Here is a 21,280-nt window from a genome sequence, read left to right as displayed (position 1 = left end):
AGGGTAGACGAACAGGGCGCCCACGTCGACTACCGTTGTAATATGCACACCCCTGACACCAGCGAGGCAGAGACTGCCCGCGTAACGAAGACCTTCGCCGACCTTGGGCTCGGAGATTCAATGCTCAAGGCCCTCAAGGACGTCGGGTACGAGACTCCCTCCGCCATCCAGGCCGCCACCATCCCCCCGCTTCTCGCGGGGCGCGACGTGGTGGGCCTCGCCCAGACCGGAACCGGCAAGACGGCCGCGTTCGCCCTCCCGATCCTGTCGCGCCTCGACCTGGCGCAGAAGACCCCGCAGGCACTCGTGCTCTCCCCGACCCGTGAGCTCGCCCTGCAGGTCTGCGAGGCATTCGAGAAGTACGCCGCCCACATGCGGGGCGTGCACGTGCTCCCCGTCTACGGCGGCCAGGGCTACGGCGTGCAGCTCTCCGCGCTGCGCCGCGGGGTGCACATCGTCGTCGGCACGCCCGGCCGCATCATGGACCACCTCGAGAAGGGCACGCTCGACCTGTCGCAGCTGAAGTACCTGGTGCTCGACGAGGCCGACGAGATGCTGAAGATGGGCTTCGCCGAAGACGTCGAGACGATCCTGGCCGACACCCCGGAGGACAAGCAGGTCGCCCTGTTCTCGGCGACCATGCCCGCGCAGATCCGACGGATCTCGAAGAAGTACCTGAACGACCCCGAAGAGATCACGATCAAGAACAAGACCACGACCTCCGTGAACACGACCCAGCGCTATCTGATGGTGTCGTACCCGCAGAAGGTCGACGCGCTCACCCGCATCCTCGAGGTGGAGAACTTCGAGGGCATGATCGTGTTCACCCGTACCAAGAACGAGACGGAACTGCTCGCCGAGAAGCTCCGCGCACGTGGCTACTCGGCCGCGGCCATCAACGGCGACGTCGCCCAGGTGCAGCGTGAGCGCACGGTCAACCAGCTCAAGTCCGGCAAGCTCGACATCCTGGTCGCAACGGATGTCGCCGCCCGCGGCCTCGACGTGGATCGAATCAGCCACGTCGTCAACTACGACATCCCGATCGACACCGAGTCGTACGTGCACCGCATCGGCCGCACCGGCCGTGCGGGCCGCAGCGGCGCCGCGATCAGCTTCGTCACGCCCCGCGAGCGCCACCTGCTCAACGCGATCGAGAGGGCGACCCGCCAGCCGCTGACGCAGATGCAGCTGCCGAGCTTCGAAGACGTGAACGTCACCCGTCTGGCCCGCTTCGACGATGCGATCACCGAGGCTCTCAGCCAGTCCGACCGGATCAGCGCCTTCCGCGACATCATCGGCCACTACGTCGCACACCACGACGTGCCCGAGGCCGACGTGGCCGCGGCCCTCGCCGTCGTCGCCCAGGGCGAGACGCCCCTGCTGCTCACCCAGGCGGATGCCCGCGCCCAGCGGCCCGAGCGTGCCGACCGCGGCGACCGCGCCGAGCGCGCCCGCGCCGATGCCGGTCGCGGTGACCGCCGTGACGACCGCGGCGAACGCGTGGAGCGCGTGGAACGACGCCCCCGCGACAGCAACCGGTCGATGGCCTCGTACCGGATCGAGGTCGGCAAGCGCCACAAGGTGGAGCCCCGGCAGATCGTCGGAGCGCTCGCCAACGAGGGTGGCCTGAGCCGCGAGGACTTCGGTCACATCCAGATCAACCCCGAGTATTCGCTCGTCGAACTGCCCGCCGACCTTCCCAGCGACGTTCTGGCCCGCTTGGACAACACCCGCATCAGCGGCAAGCTGATCGAGATCCGCGCCGACGGCGGCCCGGTGCGCCGTGAGGACCGGGCCGAACGCCCGCCGCGCCGGCCTCGCGACTAGTCGCGACGCTGATAACGACGTGAGGGGCTCGGAGTAGCCGGCTCAGCCCGCGAGGCCGCTGTTGGCCACTTCGAACTCCTCCACGTCGATGATCTGCATGGCCTGCTCCGCGCTGCTGTCGGCGCGGACGGCACTCGCTGCCTCCCGGCTCGCCGCGAGGGCATACGTCGTCTCCCACAGGGTGACCGACAGGGCCTTGCCCTCCTCCAGGCTGGTTAGAAAGTAGACCCCGCGGCATCCGGGGATTGCCAGCACCCGCGCAACGGTCTCCTCGGTGTGGTCCACGACGGTTTCCGGCCCTGTCCGGTAGGTGCTGACTCGAGCGAACATGACTTCTCTCCTTCTGGCGACGGCTTCTCACGAGAACTGACACCAGTAAGGACCGAAGGTCGTCCTCGCACAATGCGGCTATGACACAACCCGGATTCGAGGAACACTGGGCGTAGGCCCGAGGGCAGGACGCATTCTCGGATCTCACGGCGGGAGATGAGCATGCGATCTGTGGTGAAGGGTGGTGCGCTGGTCGTCGCGGCAACGACGTTCCTGACCGGGTGCACGGCGCAGGCAGCCACGGATGCGCCGGACGGCCTGACCTGGGCCGAGCGCTGGTCCGAGACCTGGAACGGCTTCTTCGACAGTTGGCTGGCACCGCTCGCGTCGCCGGGGTGGGCAATGCTCATGCTGGCCGCGCTTGCCCTCGTCCTCGCCCGGCTGCTCGCGTTCATCCCGATCATGTGGAGGGGCAGGACCAGCCAGACAACCGTGAATCGATTCAAAGGGTGGGGACTCGCACTGATCCTGACCGGAGCCGTGGCGGTGGTCTCGTGGGCGGGCGGCGCCGGGGCCCGCTGGCTGTTGGCCGCTGCCGGGACCCTTGCGGTCGTCGCCGGCACGGCCGCCTTCTCCCGCGGGCTGGCCACCGACCGCCGGATCTCCGTTCAGGTCCGCGACGACACCGGCAAACCCGTCGAGTCGCGCACGAGGAATGTCATGGTCCTGTTGACCGGGCTCGGCGGGAGCAAACCCGAAGGATTGCACTTCGCGATCGGGAGCGACGTCGAGGTCCTCTCCGATGCGTCGCTCTCGGGCGTGCTGCCGGGCAAGGTGCTGGCCGTGCTGCAGGCCGTTTCGACCTTCGTCTTCGGCACCGCTCCCTGGCGTCTGTGGGTGGATGCCACGAGCCAGGACAATCTCGCCGTGAGCCTGACCCGCCACGGCCGGCAGGTTGACGCCACGGCCATCAACCGTGACGAGCTGAGATTGACCGAGGTCGATGGGGGCGGCGACGTCGACCTGGACAAGTTCGTGGCGGCATTCGCGCTGACGGCCCTCACCGAGGGCTACACGGATCTTGAGGGGCTCGCCGGCGCATCATCCTGGCGTGCGCTCGGACTGCACTACGTCGCGTCCACCGATTTCTACGACGACGACCGTGCCGCGAGTGCTCTCCGGCTCCTGAGCAGCGCCGTCAACCTCGACCCGAACAGCCACGCCGCGAGGCTCCTGCTTCAGTTCAGACAGCACCGCTCCGCAACGGAGTTCGAGGAGCTCCGGCGCTACGCCGACTGGCTCAGCAATGAAGCGGACCATCTGGAGGCGAAGCACCAGCCCGCGCACAGGTCGCCGTGGTGGTCGCGGACCCCCGCATTCCCCGTTCCCACCGAGACGGATCCCGTGGCCGCGGATTTTGCGATGCACTACCGACGGGTGCTCCTGAACTATGTGATCACCGTGGAGAACCTCGCGTCGATCCCGGATCAAGGGTCCGACCCGAGTACCACTCCGCAGGTGAGCCACGCGAGGGAGCGGGCTCTGCAACTGGTGCGCCTGATCGATGGCAGCAGAGGCGCGGAGGGCAGTCGGGGGCCAGAACTCACCCTGCTGGAACAGAACATGCGACTGGTGGCCGCCACCGGCTACGTCGCCCTGGGCGGGTCACAGGACCTCGCCGAGATCAATGGCCGGATCAAGGAAGCCGGCATGTCTGCCTCGCCCTGGGTGCGCTACGACCTGGCGTGCATGCTCTACGCCCAAAGCCGGGAGCAGACGAACGAGAAATGGAAGGAAGAGTTGCGGAATCTCGCCCTCGAGCACCTCGAGTACGCGATGATCGCCGAGCGACCGCGCAACTTCGTCTGGAAGGACCCGATGCTGGTCGAGCTGCACCCCGATCCCCGGTTCCAGAAGCTGGCGCGCATACCCCGCACCGACTTCTGGGATCTGGACCCGCTCGCGCCCTACCGGGAGAAGTTCGCCGACCTCGGCATCAGCAGCCCGCTTCATCTGTCGACTTTCGTGGGAACCAGGGCGGAGCTCAGCGACCATCTCGGGGCCAGCCGGCTGCACACGGCGCTTCTGCTGGACATCTCCGAACTCGCGAACCGCACGGAAACCCTCTCGCTCCTGCCGTGGGCGGGGCCTCTGCACAGCACGTACAAAGTGGAACTCGTATCCGCACTCCTCAAGGAGGGCATTGTCAGCGCCGCGGAACTCGGAAAGCTGGGCGAGCAGGAGCGGGACCTGCTGATCGCGAAGGTATTCCGCTCACTGGACCAGGGGTTCCCCTACGAGACGTTCGACTTCCTGATTGTCGCCGCCTGGGTGGATTCCCTGGTGCCGTGAGCCGGTGCCGTGACCCGGTGCCACTAGGCGGACTGGGTTCGCGTCGTCAGTGAGGCAATCACGCCGCCGTCGACGAGCAGGTCGGTTCCGGTGATGAAGGTGGAGTCCGGACCGGTCAGGAAGGCGACGGCCGCGGCAATGTCAGCCGGCGTTCCGATCCGGCCGGTCGCGCTGCCCGCGATCATGCCCCGCATCTGTTCACCATTGGGACCCGCGAGCTCCTGGGCGCCCATGGGTGTCGAGATGATCCCCGGGCTGATCGAGTTCACGCGGGCACCCCGCTCGCCCCAGGCCACCGACGCCGCGCACACCCGCACCGCGTTCGCCCGCTTCGAGAGGGAGTACGCGGCACCGGAGTCGGTGATCCCGCTCACTTCCAGCTCGGCCAGCCGGAGCAACTCTGCCGTGGGCGTCATCGCCAGCTTCACCTCCAGCTCCGGGGTGAGCCGGGCCAGATGGCCCGCCATCGAGGCGATGAAGACCCCGGAACCACCGGGCGCGATCACCGCGCCGAAGGCGTCCAGGACGAGGGCGGTGCCGAGCAGGTCCACCGTCAGGATCGCGTCGACGGAGGCCTGAACGGGTGAGAGTCCGGCGGTGTGGATGACGGTGCTCACCGGGCCCAGGGCCGCGGCATCCGTCGCCAGCCTGTGCACCGACTTCGCCTGCGCGACGTCGACGAGGTGTACCACGACGTCGAAGCCCTCGCCGCGAAGTCTGTCGGCCGCCGCCTGCAGCGCGACCTCGTCGAAGTCGGCAAGCACAACCGTGGCACCGAGACCCGTGCGGCGAACCGCCGCCAGCCCCATCCCGCCGGTGCCGATACAGACAACGATTCGCTTCTGAACGCTCATGGGAACCGGACCTCCAGGGCCTCATCATCACGGGACGCACCGTCCCGTGCCTCTTCGCGTCCACCGTGGTCCAGGTCCAGCGGGAAATCAACTCCGGGAAGCCAGTCCAGGCCCTCACGTTTGCGCCGATGAGTGCGAGTATTGCGGATTCCACCGAATCCCCTCAAGCTCTGGGCATGGCCCTCCACCTCGACCGACAGGCAGAAATCGTTCGGATTCTCTCCCGCAACGGCTTTCACCTGCTCGCCGCGCGGTCGGGGCTGGCCCGGCGGATCCTGAAACCGGGATTCCTCGACGCTTTCACGCCGGACGGACCGCCCCACGACGAAGCCTTCGAATCACCGGAGATCATCCGTCGTACCCTGCAGGAACTCGGCCCGACCTTCATCAAGCTCGGCCAGATCCTGTCGACCCGGCCAGACCTCGTGCACCCGGACCTCGCGACCCAGCTGGCGAAGCTTCAGGACCAGGACCCGCCGATGCCGATAGACCAGACCCGGCGCCTCATCGCCCGGGAGCTGGGCACCCCGATCGACGAGGCGTTCTTGTCCTTCGACGAGGAGGTCGTCGGAAGCGGGTCCCTCGCCCAGGCCCACGGCGCGGTGCTGCCCGACGGGTCACGGGTGGTCGTGAAAATCCAGCGCGAGGGGATCGTCCACACGATCAACGCCGACCTGGAGATCCTGCAGAACGTCGTGCGCGAGCTGGCGAGACAGTCGCCGTCCATCAATGAACTCGGGGTGGCGGGTTTCTTCGAGGAGTTCAGCCGGCAGCTGAGGGGGGAGCTCGATTTCGAAGCCGAGGGACGCAACGCCGAGCGAATCCAGGCGAACTTCGCGCAGAGCCCCGGGCTGCACATTCCGCGCATCGACTGGTCGCGCACCACCACCCGGATGCTCACCGAGGAGCGCCTGTCGGGCGTCAAGATCACCGATGTGGACGCGCTGGACCTGCTCGGCGTCGATCGCAGCGCGCTGGCCGATCGGGCCACGACGGTGATCCTCGACATGGTGCTGCGCGACGGGTTCTTCCACGCCGATCCCCATCCCGGCAACATGCTCGTTCAGCCGGACGGGGTGATCGGTCTGCTCGACTACGGCATGGTGGGGTCGCTGACCGACAACATCCGTAATCAATTGATCGACGTGGTGATCGCGCTGTCCCTGCAGCATTCCGACCGGCTCGCCGCGATGCTGCTCCGGCTGGCCCCGCCGCGAGGCCGCATCGATCGCACGGATTTCGCCGAGGCGCTGGCGCGGATCATCGACCGGTACACCGGGCTGACGCTCAAGGAACTGCCCGCGGGCGAGCTGATCACGGCAGTCATGGACCTGATGCGCCGGTACCACCTGCAGGTTCCGCCCGCGGTGGCGATGGTGTCGAAGATGCTCGTGATGTGCGAGGGCACGGGACTGGTGCTCGACCCGGAGTTCAGCATCAGCACCGCACTCAAGCCCTACGCACTCGACCTCCTGCAGCGCAGACTGCAGCCGTCGTACCTCGGGGGGAGGCTCCTGACCGGCTTTCTGGACGTGGCCGACCTGGGGCTCCCCCTGCCCGCACGCCTGACCCGGATCCTGGACCGCTACGAGCAGGAGGGCATGGGCATCAGCATCGACCCGGAACAGGCCGAACCCTACGTGCGCCGGGTGGAAGACATCAGCGAGCGCCTGGTGGCCGGGATGCTGCTGGCGTCGCTGATCAATGCGATCGGCGTGCTGGGCTCCACCGACAATCGATGGCTGTCCCGGGTTCGCGGCCCGCTGCTGGTGATCGGCTCGGTTGCGGCAGCGGGCCTGGTGGCATTCATCGCCATCAACACCAGGCTGGCCCTGGTGCGGCTGGAGCGGATAAGGTGACACCGCGTGTTTGTTCCGCCCCCGGGCAGACCCCGTACAGGTCTCCGTCACCTGCCGGAAACCTGGGCGGACTTGTCTGATCTGCGGGTCGGGCACCAGCCCCCCCTGAGGAGGACACGATGAAGTTCACGAAAATCGGTGTGACCACGGCGGTGGGCCTGGGACTGGGTCTGGCCGTGCTCACCACAGCCTCGCTTCCCGCGACGGCGACGCCGGACTCGGGCACCGCCGGAGTCGCAGCCAACTCCGCGTTCGGCATCCAGAACAATGTGCTCGCTGCCGGCCTCGAGCAGAGCCCCGTTGCCTACGGCCAGCTTCCACTGGCAAACCCGCACGGCGGAGTGTCCCACTACGGGTACAACACGGCCAACGGCGGACCGCTGACTCAGGACGCGAAAGAGGCGTTCAAGACCGAGCCGGACAAGAACGTCTACCTCGTCTTCGGCGCAAAGCACTACCTGTTCCAGGGCCACGAAGGCGGACCGCAGGGCTACGTCACCCGCATCGATCTCGACGAAAAGGACCTGACCAAGAGGGTCACCCTGATCGCGGACACCCGTTCGGACGGGGCCGCCGTTCCCACCTTCGACGGCATCACCTGGGATCCGTTCACACACCAGCTCCTCTTGGCCGCCGAAGCCACGGCGCCCAAGGGCGGCGTCTTCGGCATCACCCTCGATGACAAGGGCGACCCGGTCGACGGCAAGATCGTGCCGCTCCCGGCGCTCGGCTCCGGCGGCTATGAGGGCATTCAGAACGACTCCGCCGGCAACGTGTGGCTGGTTGAGGACATCGGCGGCGCCAAGAAGGCCGGCGGCAAGGTCCCCAACAGCTACGTCTACCGCTTCACCCCGACGAAGGCGGGCGACCTGTCCACCGGCACCCTGCAGGCCCTGCAGGTGAACCGTGCCGACGGCTCCCCCGTCACGGCCAAGCAGCTCGCGGACAACCCGTCCGACCAGTTCGTCACCGACCTGCACAGCTACGGTGCGTCATTCAACACGACGTGGGTCACGGTCACCACCGGGGCCAACAACAGCGCGACCGCTGCCGCCGCGGCCGCCGGCGCCACCCCGTTCAAACGTCCCGAGAACGGCGTCTTCCGCCCCGGAACGAATTTCGGCGAGTTCTACTTCACCGAGACCGGCGACACCGACAAGGGCAGCACCCTCCCGGGCGCCTTCGGCGGCGTGTTCCGCCTGAGCCAGTCGTCTCCGACGGCGCAGACCGGCAAGCTGTCCCCCGCGTTCCTCGGCGACCTGGAGCACACGGGCCTGGACAACATCCAGTTCGCGAGCAAGGACAAGCTGATGGTGGTCGAGGATGCCGGCGACTCCCTGCACGCCCAGCGCGACGCCCTCGACTCCGGCTACCTTCTGGACCTCGCCGGGAAGGGCAAGAAGGCTCCGGAGGCCGTGCGCTGGCTGGCCGAGGGCCGCGACGCCTCCGCGACCTACGACCACAACACCAGCCCCGGCTACAACGACGGCGACAACGAGATCACGGGCATCCACGTTTCCAACGGTGACCCGACGGCCGCCGGAATCCTCGGCGCCCAGACCCCGCAGATGATGGGCGGCGACTGGCGCACGTTCTGGACCCAGCAGCACGGCGACAACGTGACGTGGGAGCTGCACACCGCGGCCGCCGCGGACTCGCACGGCGACGACCGGCACGACGGCAAGAACGACCGGGACTAGCCCGCAACCCGTTCCGCACCACGAGAGATGCCCCGGTTGCCGCCAGCAACCGGGGCATCTCTCGTGTGTGAGAGCGAACCCGCGGTTCGTGGCGCACCCTGTGACCGGCGGCGCATGGTCTAACGGGCGCCCGCGTCCCCAGGGTGGGCCGCGAGTGGGAGCCTGCCGAGGACGGCGGCACGATCAGGCACCCGCTCAGGCGCTGACGTCCTCGGCGAGCAGCGTATCGATCTGCCCCAGTGCCTGCCGCATGCCCTCTTCCATGCCCATCTCGGTCATCTTCTGCAGCTGGTCCAGGCTCTCGAACGTGGACACCATGGTCATTCGGGTGCGCCCTCCGGCTTCGTCCAGGGTCACCACCGCCCGCACCGAGCCCATCTGGGCGACCGGATCGCCGTTCTCGTCGGCGAACCCGTCCTCGAACTCCAACCGGTGCGGCGGCTCAATCAGCGTGGTCACCCACCAGCCGGCCCCCTTCTCGCCCTCCGGGCCGGTCATGAAGTAATTCGACCGGCCGCCGGGCACGAAGTCGTGCCGCTCGAAGGTGGCCGGCCAGGTCGGCGGGCCCCACCACCGCTCGAGCTGGCGAGGGTCCTGCCAGAGGCGCCACACCCGCTGCACGCTCGCGTCGAAATCGGCCACGAATGTGAGGGTGAGCGCCTCGGTGTCGGTTTGTGAACTAACGACGGTCATGATTTCTCTCCTTCTCGATCCTGTTCATTTCCTGGTTCATTGGGGTCTTCCCGCAGGATGTCGCTAATGCTCTGGGCGCGAAACCGCCACACTTCCTCGTAGTGCTCGAGCAGGCGGGCCGCCCGGCGCACGGTCTCGAGGTTTCCGTGCACGATCTGCTCCCTTCCCCGGCGTTCCTTGACGACGAGGGACGCGCGTTCCAGCACCGCCACGTGCTTCTGCACCGCGGCGAAGCTCATGGCGTAGCTCGCGGCGAGCGCCGTCACCGACTGCTCGCGCTGCGCGACGCGCACCACGATGTCCCGGCGGGTCGCATCGGCGAGCGCCTGGAAGATGCGATCCACTTCGTCGTCCTGCATGTTTTGTGCAACCATTTGGTTGTACTTTAGACCTCCTGGGCACCGAGGCGCAAGCATTATTTCCGATCCATAGATACCCCACGGGTATAGGGGTGGTGTCGACGCAACAGCACCGTTACTGAAAATGTGGGGTCTGAAATGGCACATGTCGTCGTCCTGGGAGCCGGGGTATCCGGCCACACCGCAGCGCTCTATCTGAAGAAGCGTCTCGGCAAGCGCCACGAGGTCGTCGTGGTGTCGCCCAATTCGAAGTGGAACTGGATCCCCTCCAACATCTGGGTCGGGGTCGGCAGGATGAGCCCGTCCAGGGTCGTCTTCCCGCTGGCCCCGATCTACCGGCGCAAGGGCATCGGCTTCCGGCAGGCGAAGGCGGTGACGCTCTACCCGGAGGGCGATGCGGAAAGCCCCCGCGGCGCCGTCGACGTGGTCTACACCGACCCCGCGCGCGTGGGCCGGACGGAGCGCATCCGTTATGACTACCTGGTGAACGCCACCGGGCCGAAACTCAATTTCGAGGCCACGCCCGGTCTGGGCCCGGATGCCGGGAACACCGTGTCGGTGTGCACTCCGAGCCATGCGGTGGATGCCGCCGCCCGGCTCGCGGAGGTCATCGCCACACTCAGGGCGGGCACCCCTCAGACGCTCGTCGTGGGCGTCGGACACGGTACCTGCACCTGCGAGGGCGCCGCCTTCGAGTACGCCTTCAACGTGGAGCAGGAGCTGCGGAACGCCGGGGTTCGCGACCTGGCCCAGGTGATCTACCTCACCAACGAGCACGAACTCGGCGACGTCGGCGTGGGCGGCATGACCTTCTCCACTGGGGGCCGGCGCGTCACCAGCGAGGCGTGGATGGAGTCGCTCTTCCGGGAACGCACGATGAAGGCGATCACCCAGGCCGCCGTCACCGGGATCGAGCCGGGACTGATCCACTACACCCAGATCGACGGATCAGAGAACACTCAGTCGTTCGATTTTGCGATGCTCCTGCCCCCGTTCCGCGGGGTCGGGCTAACGGCCTTCGACCGAGACGGCGTCGAGATCACCGACAAGGTCTTCGCCCCCAGCGGGTTCATGCGCGTCGACGCGAACTACGAGGCCAAGCCCTACGAGCAGTGGACGGCGCAGGACTGGCCGAGAACCTACCAGACGCCCTCGTACCGGAACGTGTTCGGCGTCGGGATCGCCTTCGCCCCGCCGCATGCCATCTCCCGCCCCTACGCCACACCGGGCGACGTCGCCATCGCGCCTTCTCCCCCGCGCACCGGCATGCCGTCGGGCGCGATGGGCAAGATCGTCGCCCTGACGATCGCGGACATGATCCTCACCGGAGCGACGGAGCCCACCCACCACGGGTCAATGGGAGAGATGGCGGCTGCCTGCATCGCCTCCACCGGCACCGGGATCCTCTCCGGCACCGCGGCGGCCATGTCGATGTCCCCGATCGTGCCCGACCACGCCCGCCACCCGAACACGGGCGGACGGGATCCGAAGGAGACAACCGGCGACATCGGTCTCGCCGCCCACTGGGTCAAGCGAGTGCTGCACACCATGTTCATCTACAAGGCCAAGGCGTACCCGCTCTGGTATCTGATCCCCGAAATAACCGAGACCCGGCTCCAGGAGAACCCCATGGACAACGCACAGCATCGAATCGACACCGCCCCGCTGCCCGACGCGAGGGAGTTGCGTCGGCGCAGCAACCTCTTCGTTCAGTTCGTCCGGTTCCTCAGGCTGAACTTCACGATGTTCATGCCGGCCAAGCGGCATCACTAGTCGAGTGAGTCGTCACGGACGTGGCCGATGAGGATGCGCGGAGGACGTTCTGAGGCGTGACGCCTCAGAGCACGTCCGTCCCTGACGAATTCGACGGAGATTTTGCCCGGATCGGCCCAGAACACTCCAAAAAGGGGGTTTTAGGCGAAAATCTCCGTCGAATTGGTTCGCGAGGGGGGTGGGAGCGGGGTGGTCAGGTCGGCGGGCGCAGCCAGCGGAGGTTCTCGGCGTCGCCGAGCAGTTCCAGCCGGCGCCACAACACGCTTCCGGGCACGGCCTGGCTGGCGTGAGCCTGGATCGCGGCGTGCTGCCTCTCCCGGTCGACGCTGATCCGCAGATCGATCTCGGCGTCGGGGTGCCCCGTGAAGGCGGCTCCGTATTCCCGGTTCAGGTCCAGCGCCACGCTGCCCGGAAGGGTCCAACCCAGGACCGGGAGGTTCAGGGTCTCTGCCGCGGCCAGGGCGACCGCCGTGGCCGCAACGTGGTCGGGGTGACCGGTCACGCCGGAGTCGTCGAAGACCAGAAGCCCGTCGGGACGCGCGGATTCGGCCGCGGCGACCACCTCCGCCGCCAGAGTGTCCAGGTTCACGGCGTCGAGCGCACCGTCCGCGTAGTCGCGGAGCGTGGTCCGCTGCACGCCCAGGGCCGACGCCGCGGCATCCAGCTCGGCCTTGCGCACCTGGGCGAGGTCCCCGGGGACTCCGTGCAGCGTGGACGCCTCCCCCTGGGTGAAGCAGAGCAGGTCGACTCCGGCTCCGGCACCGGAGAAGGCGTTGAGGATCGCGCCCAGCCCGAATGACTCGTCATCGGGGTGCGCGACGACCACGAGCACGGAGGACCAGGTGGGGAGAGAGCTGGCAGTGGGATGCGGCATGGTCTCGACAGTACCGCCCACCCTGGCCCAGTGCGTGAGCCAGTGCGTGAGCCAGTGCGTGAGCCAGTGCGTGAGCCAGTGCGTGAGTCAGTGCGTGAGGGGCACGACCGTCGGGAAGCCCAGGGCCGCCCACTCGAGCATGCCGCCGGCCATCGTATACGCGTCGAACCCCACCTGGGACAGCTGATCGGCCGCGCTGGCACTCCGGCGGCCGCTGCGGCAGACCACGATGACCGGCCTGGCCCTGTCCAACTCGCCGTGGCGTTCGGGAACGGTACTGAGCGGGATGTGGATGGCGCCGTCGATCATGCCGTCGGCGAGCTCCGCCGTTTCCCGAACGTCGACGATCTGGGCGTCGGCGAGTGGGGTGTCGGCCAGCCGGGCGAAGACCTGCTGCGGGGTGATTTCCATCATGGGTGCCTTTCGGGTGAAGGGGCGGAGCGGAATCTCCACCACAGGGTCGCGGAGAGCCAGGCCAGCGCGAAGGCGCCGATCAGGATCACGCCGAAGAATTCAAGGTCGACCGCCGCGAACAGGTCCGCGGTTCCGCCGCCGATTCCGAGGTCCGCGAGCATGGACATCAGGCCCATCCCGCCGACGAAAAAGGCGACGAACACGGACACGCCGGTCACGATCAGGTTGTAGTACACCTTCCGCAGCGGGTCGACGGATGCCCACTGGTAGACGTGGTTCATCAGGATTCCGTCCGCGCTGTCGAACAGGGTCATCCCGGCCATGAACACGACCGGGAGGACCACGGCCGCATACCAGGGCAGCTCCGGCGTGAGGGCGCCGGCGAAGACGAACAGGCTGACGGATGCCGCCGTGTCTAGGCCGAGGCCGAAAAGCACCCCGATCGGGAACATCTTCCAGGGGGCATCCACGAGCCGTGACATCGGTCGGAGCAGCCGGTTGACCAGGCCGCGGTTGTCCAGGTGCCTGTCGAGTTCGCTCGGCACGAACCGCCCGGCGCGGATGTCCCGCAGCACCTGTCGCAGACCTTTCAGGGAAGACAGGTTGAGGGCCCCCATCAGGATGAGGAACCCGCCGGAGACGGCGGCGCCCCACACGCCGGTGACCTGGCGGAGCGCGGAACCCTCGTCCGCGAGGCTGCCGGCGAAGGCGTTGATGCCGACGACCAGCAGCACCACGGAGACCAGGACGACGGTGGAGTGCCCCAGCGCGAACCAGAACCCCACCGAGACGGGACGGCGCCCGGCGGCGACCAGCCGGCGGGTGGTGTTGTCGATCGCGACGATGTGGTCGGCGTCGAAGGCGTGCCGAACCCCCAGCAGGTAGGCGCTGACCGCCAGCCCGAGCAGGACGGCGGTGTTGCCGCCGGACCGCGCCAGGTGCGGCAGCACCAACAGGAACAGGGTGCCCCAGCCGATGACGTGGAGGGCCAGAACGGCCGCCCCCATGCCGAGGAGGCTTCGCTTCTCGGCCGGGAGGGCGGCCGTTCGGAGCACCGTCACGGGATCAGGCGGCCTGCGCGGCCATCGTGACTCCGGCAGCCTCGGCGTCGCCGAAGTTCGCGTCGACGTGGACGACGTCCCGTCCGGCGCGCTGCAACAGGCTGGCAGCGACGCCAGCCCGGTAGCCGGAACCGCAGTGCACCCAGACCTTGCCCGCGGGGATCTCGTCCATCCGGGACAGGATCTCGTGCAGGGGAACATTAACGGCGCCGAGCAGGTGGGACGCGGCGAACTCGTCGATTCGACGCGTGTCCAGGAGCACGTCTTCGGCCGCACGGCCCTGCAGCATCCCGTCCCAGCCCACGCGGTCGTAGGAGGCGAGCGGGGCGTCCGGGGCCAGGGCGTGCGGGTCGGTGCCGATGGCGGCATCCGGGGAATCGATGCCGATCCTGGACAGGTCACGGATCGCGTCTTCGACGTCGGCGTGGGCGCCGACGAGGGTGAGCTGCTCGTTCCAGGGCAGAACCCAGCCGAGATAGGTGGTGAAGTTGGATCCGTTGCCGTATTCGAAGCTCACGGCGCCCTGCAGGTGGTTGCTGGAGAACGCGACCCGGTTGCGCAGGTCGATCACCCATTCCCCGTCGGCGAGCCGGCGGGTGAGTTCGGCGGCGTCCAGGGACTCGGGCACCTGCAGGTTCGCCGGGCCCGGACCCTGGGTGTTGGCGGGCGCCATGTGCGCGTAGTACGACGGGTAGGCGGTGAGGTTGGCGATGAGGTCGCGCACGAAGTGCTCCTCATCGGCATCGGTCAGGGCGTGGTTGGCCGTGAGCTGTTCTCCGATGGTGGAGGAGCCTGCGCCGGTCGCCGGGCCGCTGGAGCAGAACGAGCCGAACCCGTGGGTCGGGAAGAGGGCGGCGTCATGCTCGGCCTCGTGCACGAGCTTGCGCACCGAGGCGTACTGGTCGTGGGTGAGTCCGACCGTGTCGGTGGCCGCGACCAGGTCGGTGCGCCCGACGGATCCGAACAGCAGGCTGCCGCCGGAGAACACGGCCTCGGTGGTGCCGTCGCTGACGATGTAGGAGACGTGCGTGTGGGTGTGACCCGGGGTGGCGACAACGGTGACCGTCAGGTTTCCGACCGCGATGACCTGGCCGTCCGTCACGGGCTCCCGCTCGAACTTCACCGGGTCGGCGGCGTTGACCAGGTACTTCGCATCGTGCGAGCGAGCCAGCTCGAAACCCCCGGTCACGTAGTCGTTGTGCAAGTGAGTCTCGGCGACGTGGGTGATGCTGACTCCGGCTTCACGGGCCGCGTTCTCCACGCGGTCGGTGTCCCGCTGGGGGTCGATGACCAGCGCGACAGCGCCGTCATGGACCAGATAGCTGCGGTCCCCCAACTGCGGGGTTTCGATAACGATGACGTCCATGGTTCGAAGTCCTCCAGGTCTGAATGCGGATCGGGTTTCAGGCCAACATACCCCCCGGGGTATCTGGAAGCAAGTCCTTGCACAAAATACCCCAGGGGGTATATTCTGGATGCATGGCAACCATTGACATCACCGAGAAGACGTTCGACGAGACCATCACGACCAACAGCATTGTGCTGGTGGATTTCTGGGCCGGCTGGTGCGGCCCGTGCCGCATGTTCGCGCCCACCTTCACCGCGGCATCCGAGAAGCACCCGGACATCGCCTTCGCCAAGGTCGACACCGAGGCAGAGCAGAGCCTGGCCGCCGCCGCCGGCATCCGCTCGATTCCAACCCTGATGGCCTTCCGTGACAAGGTGCTCGTGTTCTCCCAGCCCGGCGCGCTGAATGCGTCTTCCCTGGACGAGCTCATCGCGGGTGTGCGGAACCTGGACATGGACGAGGTGCGCACCACCATCGCCGCCCAGCAGGCCGCCGCCCAGGCCCAACCGGCCTCCGCCTAACCGGCAGTCTCGGCAGCCGACCGCCGTGAGCGCCCGCAATACCCCCGCGACGGAACGAGTACCGATGCTGGGAACAGTCGCGCTCGGCCTGCGGCAGAACCTGCCCCAATTCATGCTGCTGGTGGCCGTCAACGCCCTCGTCGGCGGCACCCTCGGCCAGGAACGCACGGTCCTGCCGCTCCTGGCGGACCAGGTCTTCCACCTCGACCGCTACACGAGCGCGCTGACCTACATCGTCGCGTTCGGCCTGGCCAAGGCCGGCACCAACTACTTCGCCGGCACCCTCTCCGACCGGTTCGGGCGCAAGCCCGTGCTCGTCGCCGGCTGGTTGATTGCGCTGCCCGTGCCGTTGCTGCTGATCTTCGGCCCGACCTGGGGCTGGATCGTGGCCGCCAACGTCATCCTCGGCATCAGCCAGGGACTGACCTGGTCCACCACGGTGATGATGAAGATGGACCTCGTCGGCCCGAACCGGCGAGGCCTGGCCATGGGGTTCAACGAGGCGGCCGGCTACCTGGGCCTGGCCAGCACGGCCCTGGCCACCGGGTACATCGCCGCCGAGTACGGGCTGCGTCCCGGCCCCTTCCTGCTCGGCGCCGTCTACATCGCCCTGGGCACCGGGCTCTCGGTGGTCTTCGTGCGCGAAACACACCAGCACGCGAAAGCGGAGGCGGCCGGCCATGTGTCCGTGCACGCCCATGCCGGCGGCGACCTGAGCAACCGGCAGGTGTTCACCCTCACCAGTTTCCGGGACCGGTCGCTGTCCTCGGTCAGCCAGGCCGGCCTGGTCAACAATCTCAACGACGGCCTGGCCTGGGGGTTGTTCCCGATCCTGTTCGCCGCAGGCGGCCTGAGCATCGCGCGCATCGGCATCCTGGCGGCCGTCTACCCGGCCGTCTGGGGAGCCGGCCAGCTCATCACCGGCGGCCTGTCCGACCGGATCGGCCGCAAGTGGTTGATCGTCGGCGGGATGATCGTGCAGGCACTCGCCCTCGGCCTGGTCGCCGGCGGCCACAGCTTCGAGATCTGGCTGGTCGCCGCCGTGCTGCTCGGCGCCGGAACGGCCATGGTCTACCCGACCCTGCTGGCCGCGATCGGGGACGTCGCCCACCCGGAGTGGCGAGCCCGATCCGTGGGCATCTACCGCCTGTGGCGTGACGGCGGATTCGCCGTGGGCGCGCTGCTCTCCGGCCTGCTGGCCGACGCCTTCGGAATCCCCGCCGCGGTCGCCGTCGTCGCGGTCCTCACCGCCGCCTCTGGGCTGATCGTCGCCGTCCGAATGCGCGGCAGCGACCACGTCCCACGGACCGCCTGAATAGGTGACCGTATACCCCATGGGGTATCTTGGTTTTAACGAGTTCAACGAACAGGAGAAACATATGTGCCGAGCGGTTACGTGCAAGAAGTGCGGGAAAACGACATGGGCGGGGTGCGGTCAGCACGTCGACCAGGTGATGCGCGGCGTCCCCGGCGCCGAGCGGTGCCGCGGACACGAGAATGACGCCCCGACCAAGGGCTTCTTCGCCCGGCTGTTCTCCGGCAGCTGATCAGTTCAAAGAAAGACAGAAGTCGCCCCTGAGTATCTTCAGGGGCGATTTTTTTGATTGCCCTGTCGCCGACCCCGGGCAACACTGGGGAACGCGGTCTGTTGCTCTTCACTTCCGACAAGGAGGCCGGTTATGGGCAAGAAGAAGAAGAAAAATTCCGACCGCAGGACGGGGCGAAGCTCCGCCGCAAGCAGTACGAGGCAGAACTGGCCCCGCTGCAGGGCGAGTTGGTCGCCATGCAGGAGTGGGTGAAATCCACCGGGGCCAAGATCTGCATCGTCTTCGAGGGACGCGACACGGCCGGCAAGGGCGGCACGATCAAGCGCATCGTCGAGCGGGTCAGCCCCCGGGTGTTCCGGGTGGTGGCGCTCCCCACCCCGACCGAGCGGGAAAAGTCCCAGATGCACATCCAGCGCTACATGGAGCACTTCCCGGCCGCGGGCGAGGTGGTCATCTTCGACCGCAGCTGGTACAACCGCGCGGGCGTCGAGCCCGTGATGGGCTTCTGCACGCCGGAACAGACCGAGCATTTCCTGAGCATGACGCCGCTGGTCGAGAAGGCGATGGAAGACTCCGGGATCATCCTGCTCACGTACTGGCTGGAGGTCAGCGCGGACGAGCAGACCCGGCGACTCGAGAGCCGCATCAACGATCCCCGCAAGACCTGGAAACTCTCGCCGATGGACCTCAAGTCCTACGGCCGCTGGTACGACTACTCGCGCGCCAGGGACGCCATGTTCGAGGCGACCGACACCGCCTGGGCGCCCTGGTACGTCGCACACACCGACGACAAGAAGCGCGGCCGGCCCAATATTATCAGCCACCTGCTCAGCCAGGTGCCGTACGAACCGTTCCCCGGGCTCGACGTCGAGCTGCCGAAACGGCAGAAGGCCGGCCACTACCGCGAACCGACACTGATGATGCGGCAGATCCCAACCCCGAACTGAGCGATGCCCCGCGTTGGACAGCGGTGCCCGAAGAAGTCACTGCTGGGAGAAAACACGGGGGAACAGGTGATCAGGAGAAGCTCATGAAGCACAGTTACGAAGTCCCCGCAGGGCCCGCGGCTGCCGCCTCGGCGGCGAGCTGGTACGCACTCACACCCGAGGAGGTGGCGAGCCGGCTGGGGGTGGACCCGGCCACGGGGCTGAGCGCCGACACGGCCCGGCAGCGGATGCAGGAGAAGGGCCCGAACGCGCTGGTCGCCGCCAAGCCGGAGCCGGTCTGGAAGCGGTTCTTCAAGCACTATCGCGACTACATGCAGATCGTGCTCGTCGCCGCCGTGCTGGTCAGCCTGCTGATCAATGAGTACGGGACCGCTGTGGGGCTGGCCGTGCTGACGCTGTTCAACGCCTGGCTGGGATACCACCAGGAGGGCAAGGCTGAAGCGGCCGCGGCCTCCCTGGGGAAGATGATGAAGTCGGTGGCCAAGGTGCGCCGCGACGGCGACATCGCCGAGATCCCCGCCGACCAGATCGTGCCGGGCGACATCGTGGTCGTCGATGCGGGCGACCGCGTGCCCGCCGACGGCCGCGTGATCCTGGCGGCGACCCTGCAGGTGGAGGAAGGCGCCCTGACCGGCGAGAGCGTGGCGGTCGAGAAGAACACCGAGGCCATCGGGCGTTCCGACGTGCCGCTCGGCGACCGCCTCAACATGGCGTTCATGAACACCAACGTGACCCGCGGCCACGGTGAAATCCTCGTCACCACGACGGGCATGGGCTCAGAGGTCGGCCACATCGCCAACATGCTGGCCAGCCAGAAGGTGGAGAAGAGCCCGCTCACCAGGCAGGTGGACCGGCTCACCATCTTCATCATCATCGCGGCACTCTTCGCCTTCGTGGCGATCGTGGTGATGGGCCTGATCCAGGGCGAATCCTTCACGGTGCTCTTCGGCATCGGCGTGGCCCTGGCCGTCGGCTCCATCCCCGACGCGCTGCCTGCCGTCGTGACGACGATCCTGTCCGTGGGCTCGGTCAACATGGCCCGGAAGAACGCCATCATGAAGGTCCTGCCCGCGGCCCCGACGCTGGGCTCCACGTCGGCCATCAACTCCGACAAGGCCGGAACCCTGACACTGAACCAGATGACGGCGCGAGAGATCACAACCGTGCAGCACCACTACACCGTGAGTGGGGAGGGCTACAGCTTCGACGGTCAGGTGCAGCGCACGACCGGCGACGCCGAGCGCAACCTGGACTACGTGATGTTCTCGTGCGCACTGTGCAACGACTCCGACATCTAGGACGGCCAGGTGGTCGGTGACCCCACCGAGGGTGCCCTGTACGTGCTCGCCCAGAAGGGCGGCATGGACGTGCGGGAGTTCCGCCGGAGTCATCCGCGCGTGGCGTCGGTGCCGTTCGACTCCGACTACAAGTTCATGGCCACCTTCCACCTGATGACCGGGGCCGACGGCCGGCCGGTGATCCGGGCCTATGTAAAGGGCGCCCCCGACGTGCTCCTCTCCCGGTCTTCGTCGGGACGGATGCCGGGCGGCCGAGCGGAACCCCTCAGCGCGGAGACGCGCAAGAAGGTGCTGGCCGAGAACGACCGGATCGCGGCCAGGGCCGACGGGTGCTCGCCCTGGTCCAGCGCGAGTTCGACCCGTCGACGTTCGACCCGGCCGGCGGCCTGATGGCGTTGATGCAGGATCTGGAACTGTCGGCGCTGATCGGCGAGGTCGACCCGCCGCGCGCCGAGGCGGTGGCCGCGATCGCCACGGCGAAGCGGGCCGGCATCCGGGTGCGGATGATCACCGGCGACCAAGCCGTCACCGCGGCCGCGATTGCGGCGGAGCTGGGCATCGAGGGCCGCGCGGTGACCGGTGCGGAGTTCGCAGCCATGAGCGACGCGGAGGCCGACAGCCAGGTGGACGAGATCGGCGTGATCGCCCGGGTAGCCCCGGAGCACAAGGTCAGGCTCGTGCAGGTGCTCAAACGCAAGGGCCACATCGTCGCGATGACCGGCGACGGCGTGAACGACGCGCCGGCCATCGCTGCGGCCGACATCGGGATCGCGATGGGCATCACGGGCACCGACGTCGCCAAGCAAGCGGCCAAGATGATCCTGGCCGACGACAACTTCGCCACCATCGTGGCCGCGGTCGAGCAGGGCCGGCTGGTCTATGACAACCTGCAGAAGTTCATTCGCGTCCAGGTTGCCAACCTGTTCATGTTCATCCTGGCGTTCCTCGGCTCGTCGGCCTTCGCCATCGCGGGGACGGCGCTGCTCGACCCGGCCCAGGTGCTCTGGATCCACATGGCGATCGTCGCACCCATCGGCGCCGTGATGGGCCTGGACCTGTCGACGCCGGGCATCATGGACCGAAGGCCCCGGCCGTTCAACGAACCGATCATCGTGCGCGCGATGATGATCCGGCTGCTCCTGGTGGGGCTGTTCATGGCCGCCGCGACGCTGGTCCTCGTGCAGATCGGCAAGACCAGCTATGACTCGCTCGAGGTCGAACAGACCATGGCCATCGTCGGCCTCGGGTTGATGAACATCAGCGTCGCGCTCAACCTGCGCTACCCCACCGAGAGCGCCTTCGGGCCGTCCACGTTGTCCAACTCGAGACTGCTCTGGGCCTTCGCCCGGGCCGTCATCCTCTCGATGCTGATCACGCAGATCCGGCTGCTGCAGGACGTGTTCGGCACCGTTCCCCTCACCGGCGCCCAGTGGGCGATCTGCCTGGTGCCGGCCGTGGCACTGCTGCTGCTCGGCGAACTGGGCAAGTTCTTCATCCGGGCCCGGACCCGGACCCGATACGCCGAGCCGGCCACGGCCCAGGTGGCTCTGCCCGTGGCCGCCGACCGGGTGGACTTGTAGTCA

At 67.7% G+C, this 21,280-nt stretch carries 19 protein-coding genes; 11 read left to right on the top strand and 8 right to left on the bottom strand.

Annotation, left to right across the window (positions count from 1 at the left end; genetic code table 11):
- Positions 1–42: 42 nt before the first annotated feature.
- Positions 43–1,827, top strand: a complete 1,785-nt coding sequence (locus E3T24_RS03130) for a DEAD/DEAH box helicase (RefSeq protein WP_134434273.1) — start codon at positions 43–45, stop codon at positions 1,825–1,827.
- Between the two features lie 42 nt (positions 1,828–1,869).
- On the opposite strand, the gene E3T24_RS03125 is transcribed toward E3T24_RS03130, so the two are convergent.
- Entirely contained in the window at positions 1,870–2,157 is a 288-nt protein-coding gene (locus tag E3T24_RS03125) for a hypothetical protein (RefSeq protein ID WP_134434272.1), read from the bottom strand.
- A gap of 156 nt (positions 2,158–2,313) precedes the next feature.
- On the opposite strand from E3T24_RS03125, the gene E3T24_RS03120 reads away from it, so the two are divergent.
- Positions 2,314–4,449, top strand: a complete 2,136-nt coding sequence (locus E3T24_RS03120) for a hypothetical protein (protein ID WP_134368003.1) — start codon at positions 2,314–2,316, stop codon at positions 4,447–4,449.
- Between the two features lie 23 nt (positions 4,450–4,472).
- Here the strand turns inward: E3T24_RS03120 and E3T24_RS03115 are convergent, their stop codons facing one another.
- Entirely contained in the window at positions 4,473–5,303 is an 831-nt protein-coding gene (locus E3T24_RS03115) for an SDR family oxidoreductase (RefSeq protein ID WP_134368004.1), read from the bottom strand.
- Positions 5,304–5,479: 176 nt separating this feature from the next.
- Between E3T24_RS03115 and E3T24_RS03110 the strand changes: the two genes are divergently transcribed.
- Positions 5,480–7,162 carry an AarF/ABC1/UbiB kinase family protein gene (locus E3T24_RS03110; protein ID WP_166789155.1) on the top strand — a complete coding sequence of 561 codons (1,683 nt, stop codon included), beginning with the start codon at positions 5,480–5,482 and terminating at the stop codon, positions 7,160–7,162.
- Between the two features lie 119 nt (positions 7,163–7,281).
- Positions 7,282–8,862 carry an alkaline phosphatase PhoX gene (locus tag E3T24_RS03105; protein WP_134434271.1) on the top strand — a complete coding sequence of 527 codons (1,581 nt, stop codon included), beginning with the start codon at positions 7,282–7,284 and terminating at the stop codon, positions 8,860–8,862.
- A gap of 195 nt (positions 8,863–9,057) precedes the next feature.
- Here the strand turns inward: E3T24_RS03105 and E3T24_RS03100 are convergent, their stop codons facing one another.
- Entirely contained in the window at positions 9,058–9,555 is a 498-nt protein-coding gene (locus E3T24_RS03100; protein WP_134368007.1) for an SRPBCC domain-containing protein, read from the bottom strand.
- Positions 9,552–9,929 carry a metalloregulator ArsR/SmtB family transcription factor gene (locus E3T24_RS03095; RefSeq protein WP_134368008.1) on the bottom strand — a complete coding sequence of 126 codons (378 nt, stop codon included), beginning with the start codon at positions 9,927–9,929 and terminating at the stop codon, positions 9,552–9,554. Before E3T24_RS03095 ends, E3T24_RS03100 begins: the two co-directional genes overlap by 4 nt.
- A gap of 123 nt (positions 9,930–10,052) precedes the next feature.
- Here E3T24_RS03095 and E3T24_RS03090 point away from each other — a divergent pair, with 123 nt between their 5' ends.
- Positions 10,053–11,687 carry an FAD/NAD(P)-binding oxidoreductase gene (locus tag E3T24_RS03090; protein WP_134434270.1) on the top strand — a complete coding sequence of 545 codons (1,635 nt, stop codon included), beginning with the start codon at positions 10,053–10,055 and terminating at the stop codon, positions 11,685–11,687.
- A 193-nt stretch (positions 11,688–11,880) separates the two neighbouring features.
- Here the strand turns inward: E3T24_RS03090 and E3T24_RS03085 are convergent, their stop codons facing one another.
- The 4 genes from E3T24_RS03085 to E3T24_RS03070 form a co-directional block, all read right to left on the bottom strand.
- Positions 11,881–12,561, bottom strand: coding sequence for a PIG-L deacetylase family protein (locus E3T24_RS03085; protein WP_134368010.1), 681 nt, complete (start codon positions 12,559–12,561; stop codon positions 11,881–11,883).
- 87 nt (positions 12,562–12,648) lie between these two features.
- Complete coding sequence (locus tag E3T24_RS03080) at positions 12,649–12,972, bottom strand: rhodanese-like domain-containing protein (protein ID WP_134368011.1); 324 nt, start codon at positions 12,970–12,972, stop codon at positions 12,649–12,651.
- Complete coding sequence (locus E3T24_RS03075; RefSeq protein WP_198416051.1) at positions 12,972–14,036, bottom strand: HoxN/HupN/NixA family nickel/cobalt transporter; 1,065 nt, start codon at positions 14,034–14,036, stop codon at positions 12,972–12,974. Before E3T24_RS03075 ends, E3T24_RS03080 begins: the two co-directional genes overlap by 1 nt.
- A gap of 4 nt (positions 14,037–14,040) precedes the next feature.
- Positions 14,041–15,402 (bottom strand): MBL fold metallo-hydrolase, encoded by a 1,362-nt coding sequence (locus E3T24_RS03070; protein WP_134368012.1) that lies wholly within the window; start codon positions 15,400–15,402, stop codon positions 14,041–14,043.
- Positions 15,403–15,515: 113 nt separating this feature from the next.
- Here E3T24_RS03070 and trxA point away from each other — a divergent pair, with 113 nt between their 5' ends.
- The 6 genes from trxA to E3T24_RS17830 all read left to right on the top strand — a co-directional run bounded on the left by trxA (position 15,516) and on the right by E3T24_RS17830 (position 21,277).
- Positions 15,516–15,905 carry a thioredoxin gene (gene trxA / locus E3T24_RS03065; RefSeq protein ID WP_134368013.1) on the top strand — a complete coding sequence of 130 codons (390 nt, stop codon included), beginning with the start codon at positions 15,516–15,518 and terminating at the stop codon, positions 15,903–15,905.
- Between the two features lie 64 nt (positions 15,906–15,969).
- Positions 15,970–17,220, top strand: coding sequence for an MFS transporter (locus tag E3T24_RS03060; RefSeq protein WP_166787161.1), 1,251 nt, complete (start codon positions 15,970–15,972; stop codon positions 17,218–17,220).
- A 333-nt stretch (positions 17,221–17,553) separates the two neighbouring features.
- Positions 17,554–18,399: a polyphosphate kinase 2 gene (gene ppk2 / locus E3T24_RS03050; RefSeq protein ID WP_174776535.1), complete on the top strand. Its 846-nt coding sequence runs from the start codon at positions 17,554–17,556 to the stop codon at positions 18,397–18,399.
- 83 nt (positions 18,400–18,482) lie between these two features.
- Positions 18,483–19,697, top strand: coding sequence for an HAD-IC family P-type ATPase (locus tag E3T24_RS17840; protein ID WP_241975754.1), 1,215 nt, complete (start codon positions 18,483–18,485; stop codon positions 19,695–19,697).
- A gap of 9 nt (positions 19,698–19,706) precedes the next feature.
- Complete coding sequence (locus E3T24_RS17835) at positions 19,707–20,087, top strand: hypothetical protein (RefSeq protein WP_241978600.1); 381 nt, start codon at positions 19,707–19,709, stop codon at positions 20,085–20,087.
- Positions 20,027–21,277: an HAD-IC family P-type ATPase gene (locus tag E3T24_RS17830; protein WP_241978599.1), complete on the top strand. Its 1,251-nt coding sequence runs from the start codon at positions 20,027–20,029 to the stop codon at positions 21,275–21,277. Before E3T24_RS17835 ends, E3T24_RS17830 begins: the two co-directional genes overlap by 61 nt.
- The last annotated feature ends 3 nt before the right edge of the window (positions 21,278–21,280 follow it).

It is taken from the genome of Cryobacterium sp. TmT2-59 (assembly GCF_004403545.1).
GTDB lineage: Bacteria > Actinomycetota > Actinomycetes > Actinomycetales > Microbacteriaceae > Cryobacterium > Cryobacterium shii.
Note: the sequence above shows the minus strand (reverse complement) of the source record. Positions and strands in the feature narration are given on the sequence as shown.

Bases quoted from the DNA above. Each gene is read 5' to 3' on its own strand.
- E3T24_RS03120 (WP_134368003.1), top strand. From the start codon at position 2,314: ATGAGCATGCGATCTGTGGTGAAGGGTGGTGCGCTGGTCGTCGCGGCA.
- E3T24_RS03095 (WP_134368008.1), bottom strand. From the start codon at position 9,929: ATGGTTGCACAAAACATGCAGGACGACGAAGTGGATCGCATCTTCCAG.
- E3T24_RS03125 (WP_134434272.1), bottom strand. From the start codon at position 2,157: ATGTTCGCTCGAGTCAGCACCTACCGGACAGGGCCGGAAACCGTCGTG.
- E3T24_RS03100 (WP_134368007.1), bottom strand. From the start codon at position 9,555: ATGACCGTCGTTAGTTCACAAACCGACACCGAGGCGCTCACCCTCACA.
- trxA (WP_134368013.1), top strand. From the start codon at position 15,516: ATGGCAACCATTGACATCACCGAGAAGACGTTCGACGAGACCATCACG.
- E3T24_RS03110 (WP_166789155.1), top strand. From the start codon at position 5,480: ATGGCCCTCCACCTCGACCGACAGGCAGAAATCGTTCGGATTCTCTCC.
- E3T24_RS03115 (WP_134368004.1), bottom strand. From the start codon at position 5,303: ATGAGCGTTCAGAAGCGAATCGTTGTCTGTATCGGCACCGGCGGGATG.
- E3T24_RS03070 (WP_134368012.1), bottom strand. From the start codon at position 15,402: ATGGACGTCATCGTTATCGAAACCCCGCAGTTGGGGGACCGCAGCTAT.
- E3T24_RS03105 (WP_134434271.1), top strand. From the start codon at position 7,282: ATGAAGTTCACGAAAATCGGTGTGACCACGGCGGTGGGCCTGGGACTG.
- E3T24_RS03090 (WP_134434270.1), top strand. From the start codon at position 10,053: ATGGCACATGTCGTCGTCCTGGGAGCCGGGGTATCCGGCCACACCGCA.
- E3T24_RS17840 (WP_241975754.1), top strand. From the start codon at position 18,483: ATGAAGCACAGTTACGAAGTCCCCGCAGGGCCCGCGGCTGCCGCCTCG.
- E3T24_RS03080 (WP_134368011.1), bottom strand. From the start codon at position 12,972: ATGGAAATCACCCCGCAGCAGGTCTTCGCCCGGCTGGCCGACACCCCA.
- E3T24_RS03060 (WP_166787161.1), top strand. From the start codon at position 15,970: ATGCTGGGAACAGTCGCGCTCGGCCTGCGGCAGAACCTGCCCCAATTC.
- E3T24_RS03130 (WP_134434273.1), top strand. From the start codon at position 43: ATGCACACCCCTGACACCAGCGAGGCAGAGACTGCCCGCGTAACGAAG.
- E3T24_RS03085 (WP_134368010.1), bottom strand. From the start codon at position 12,561: ATGCCGCATCCCACTGCCAGCTCTCTCCCCACCTGGTCCTCCGTGCTC.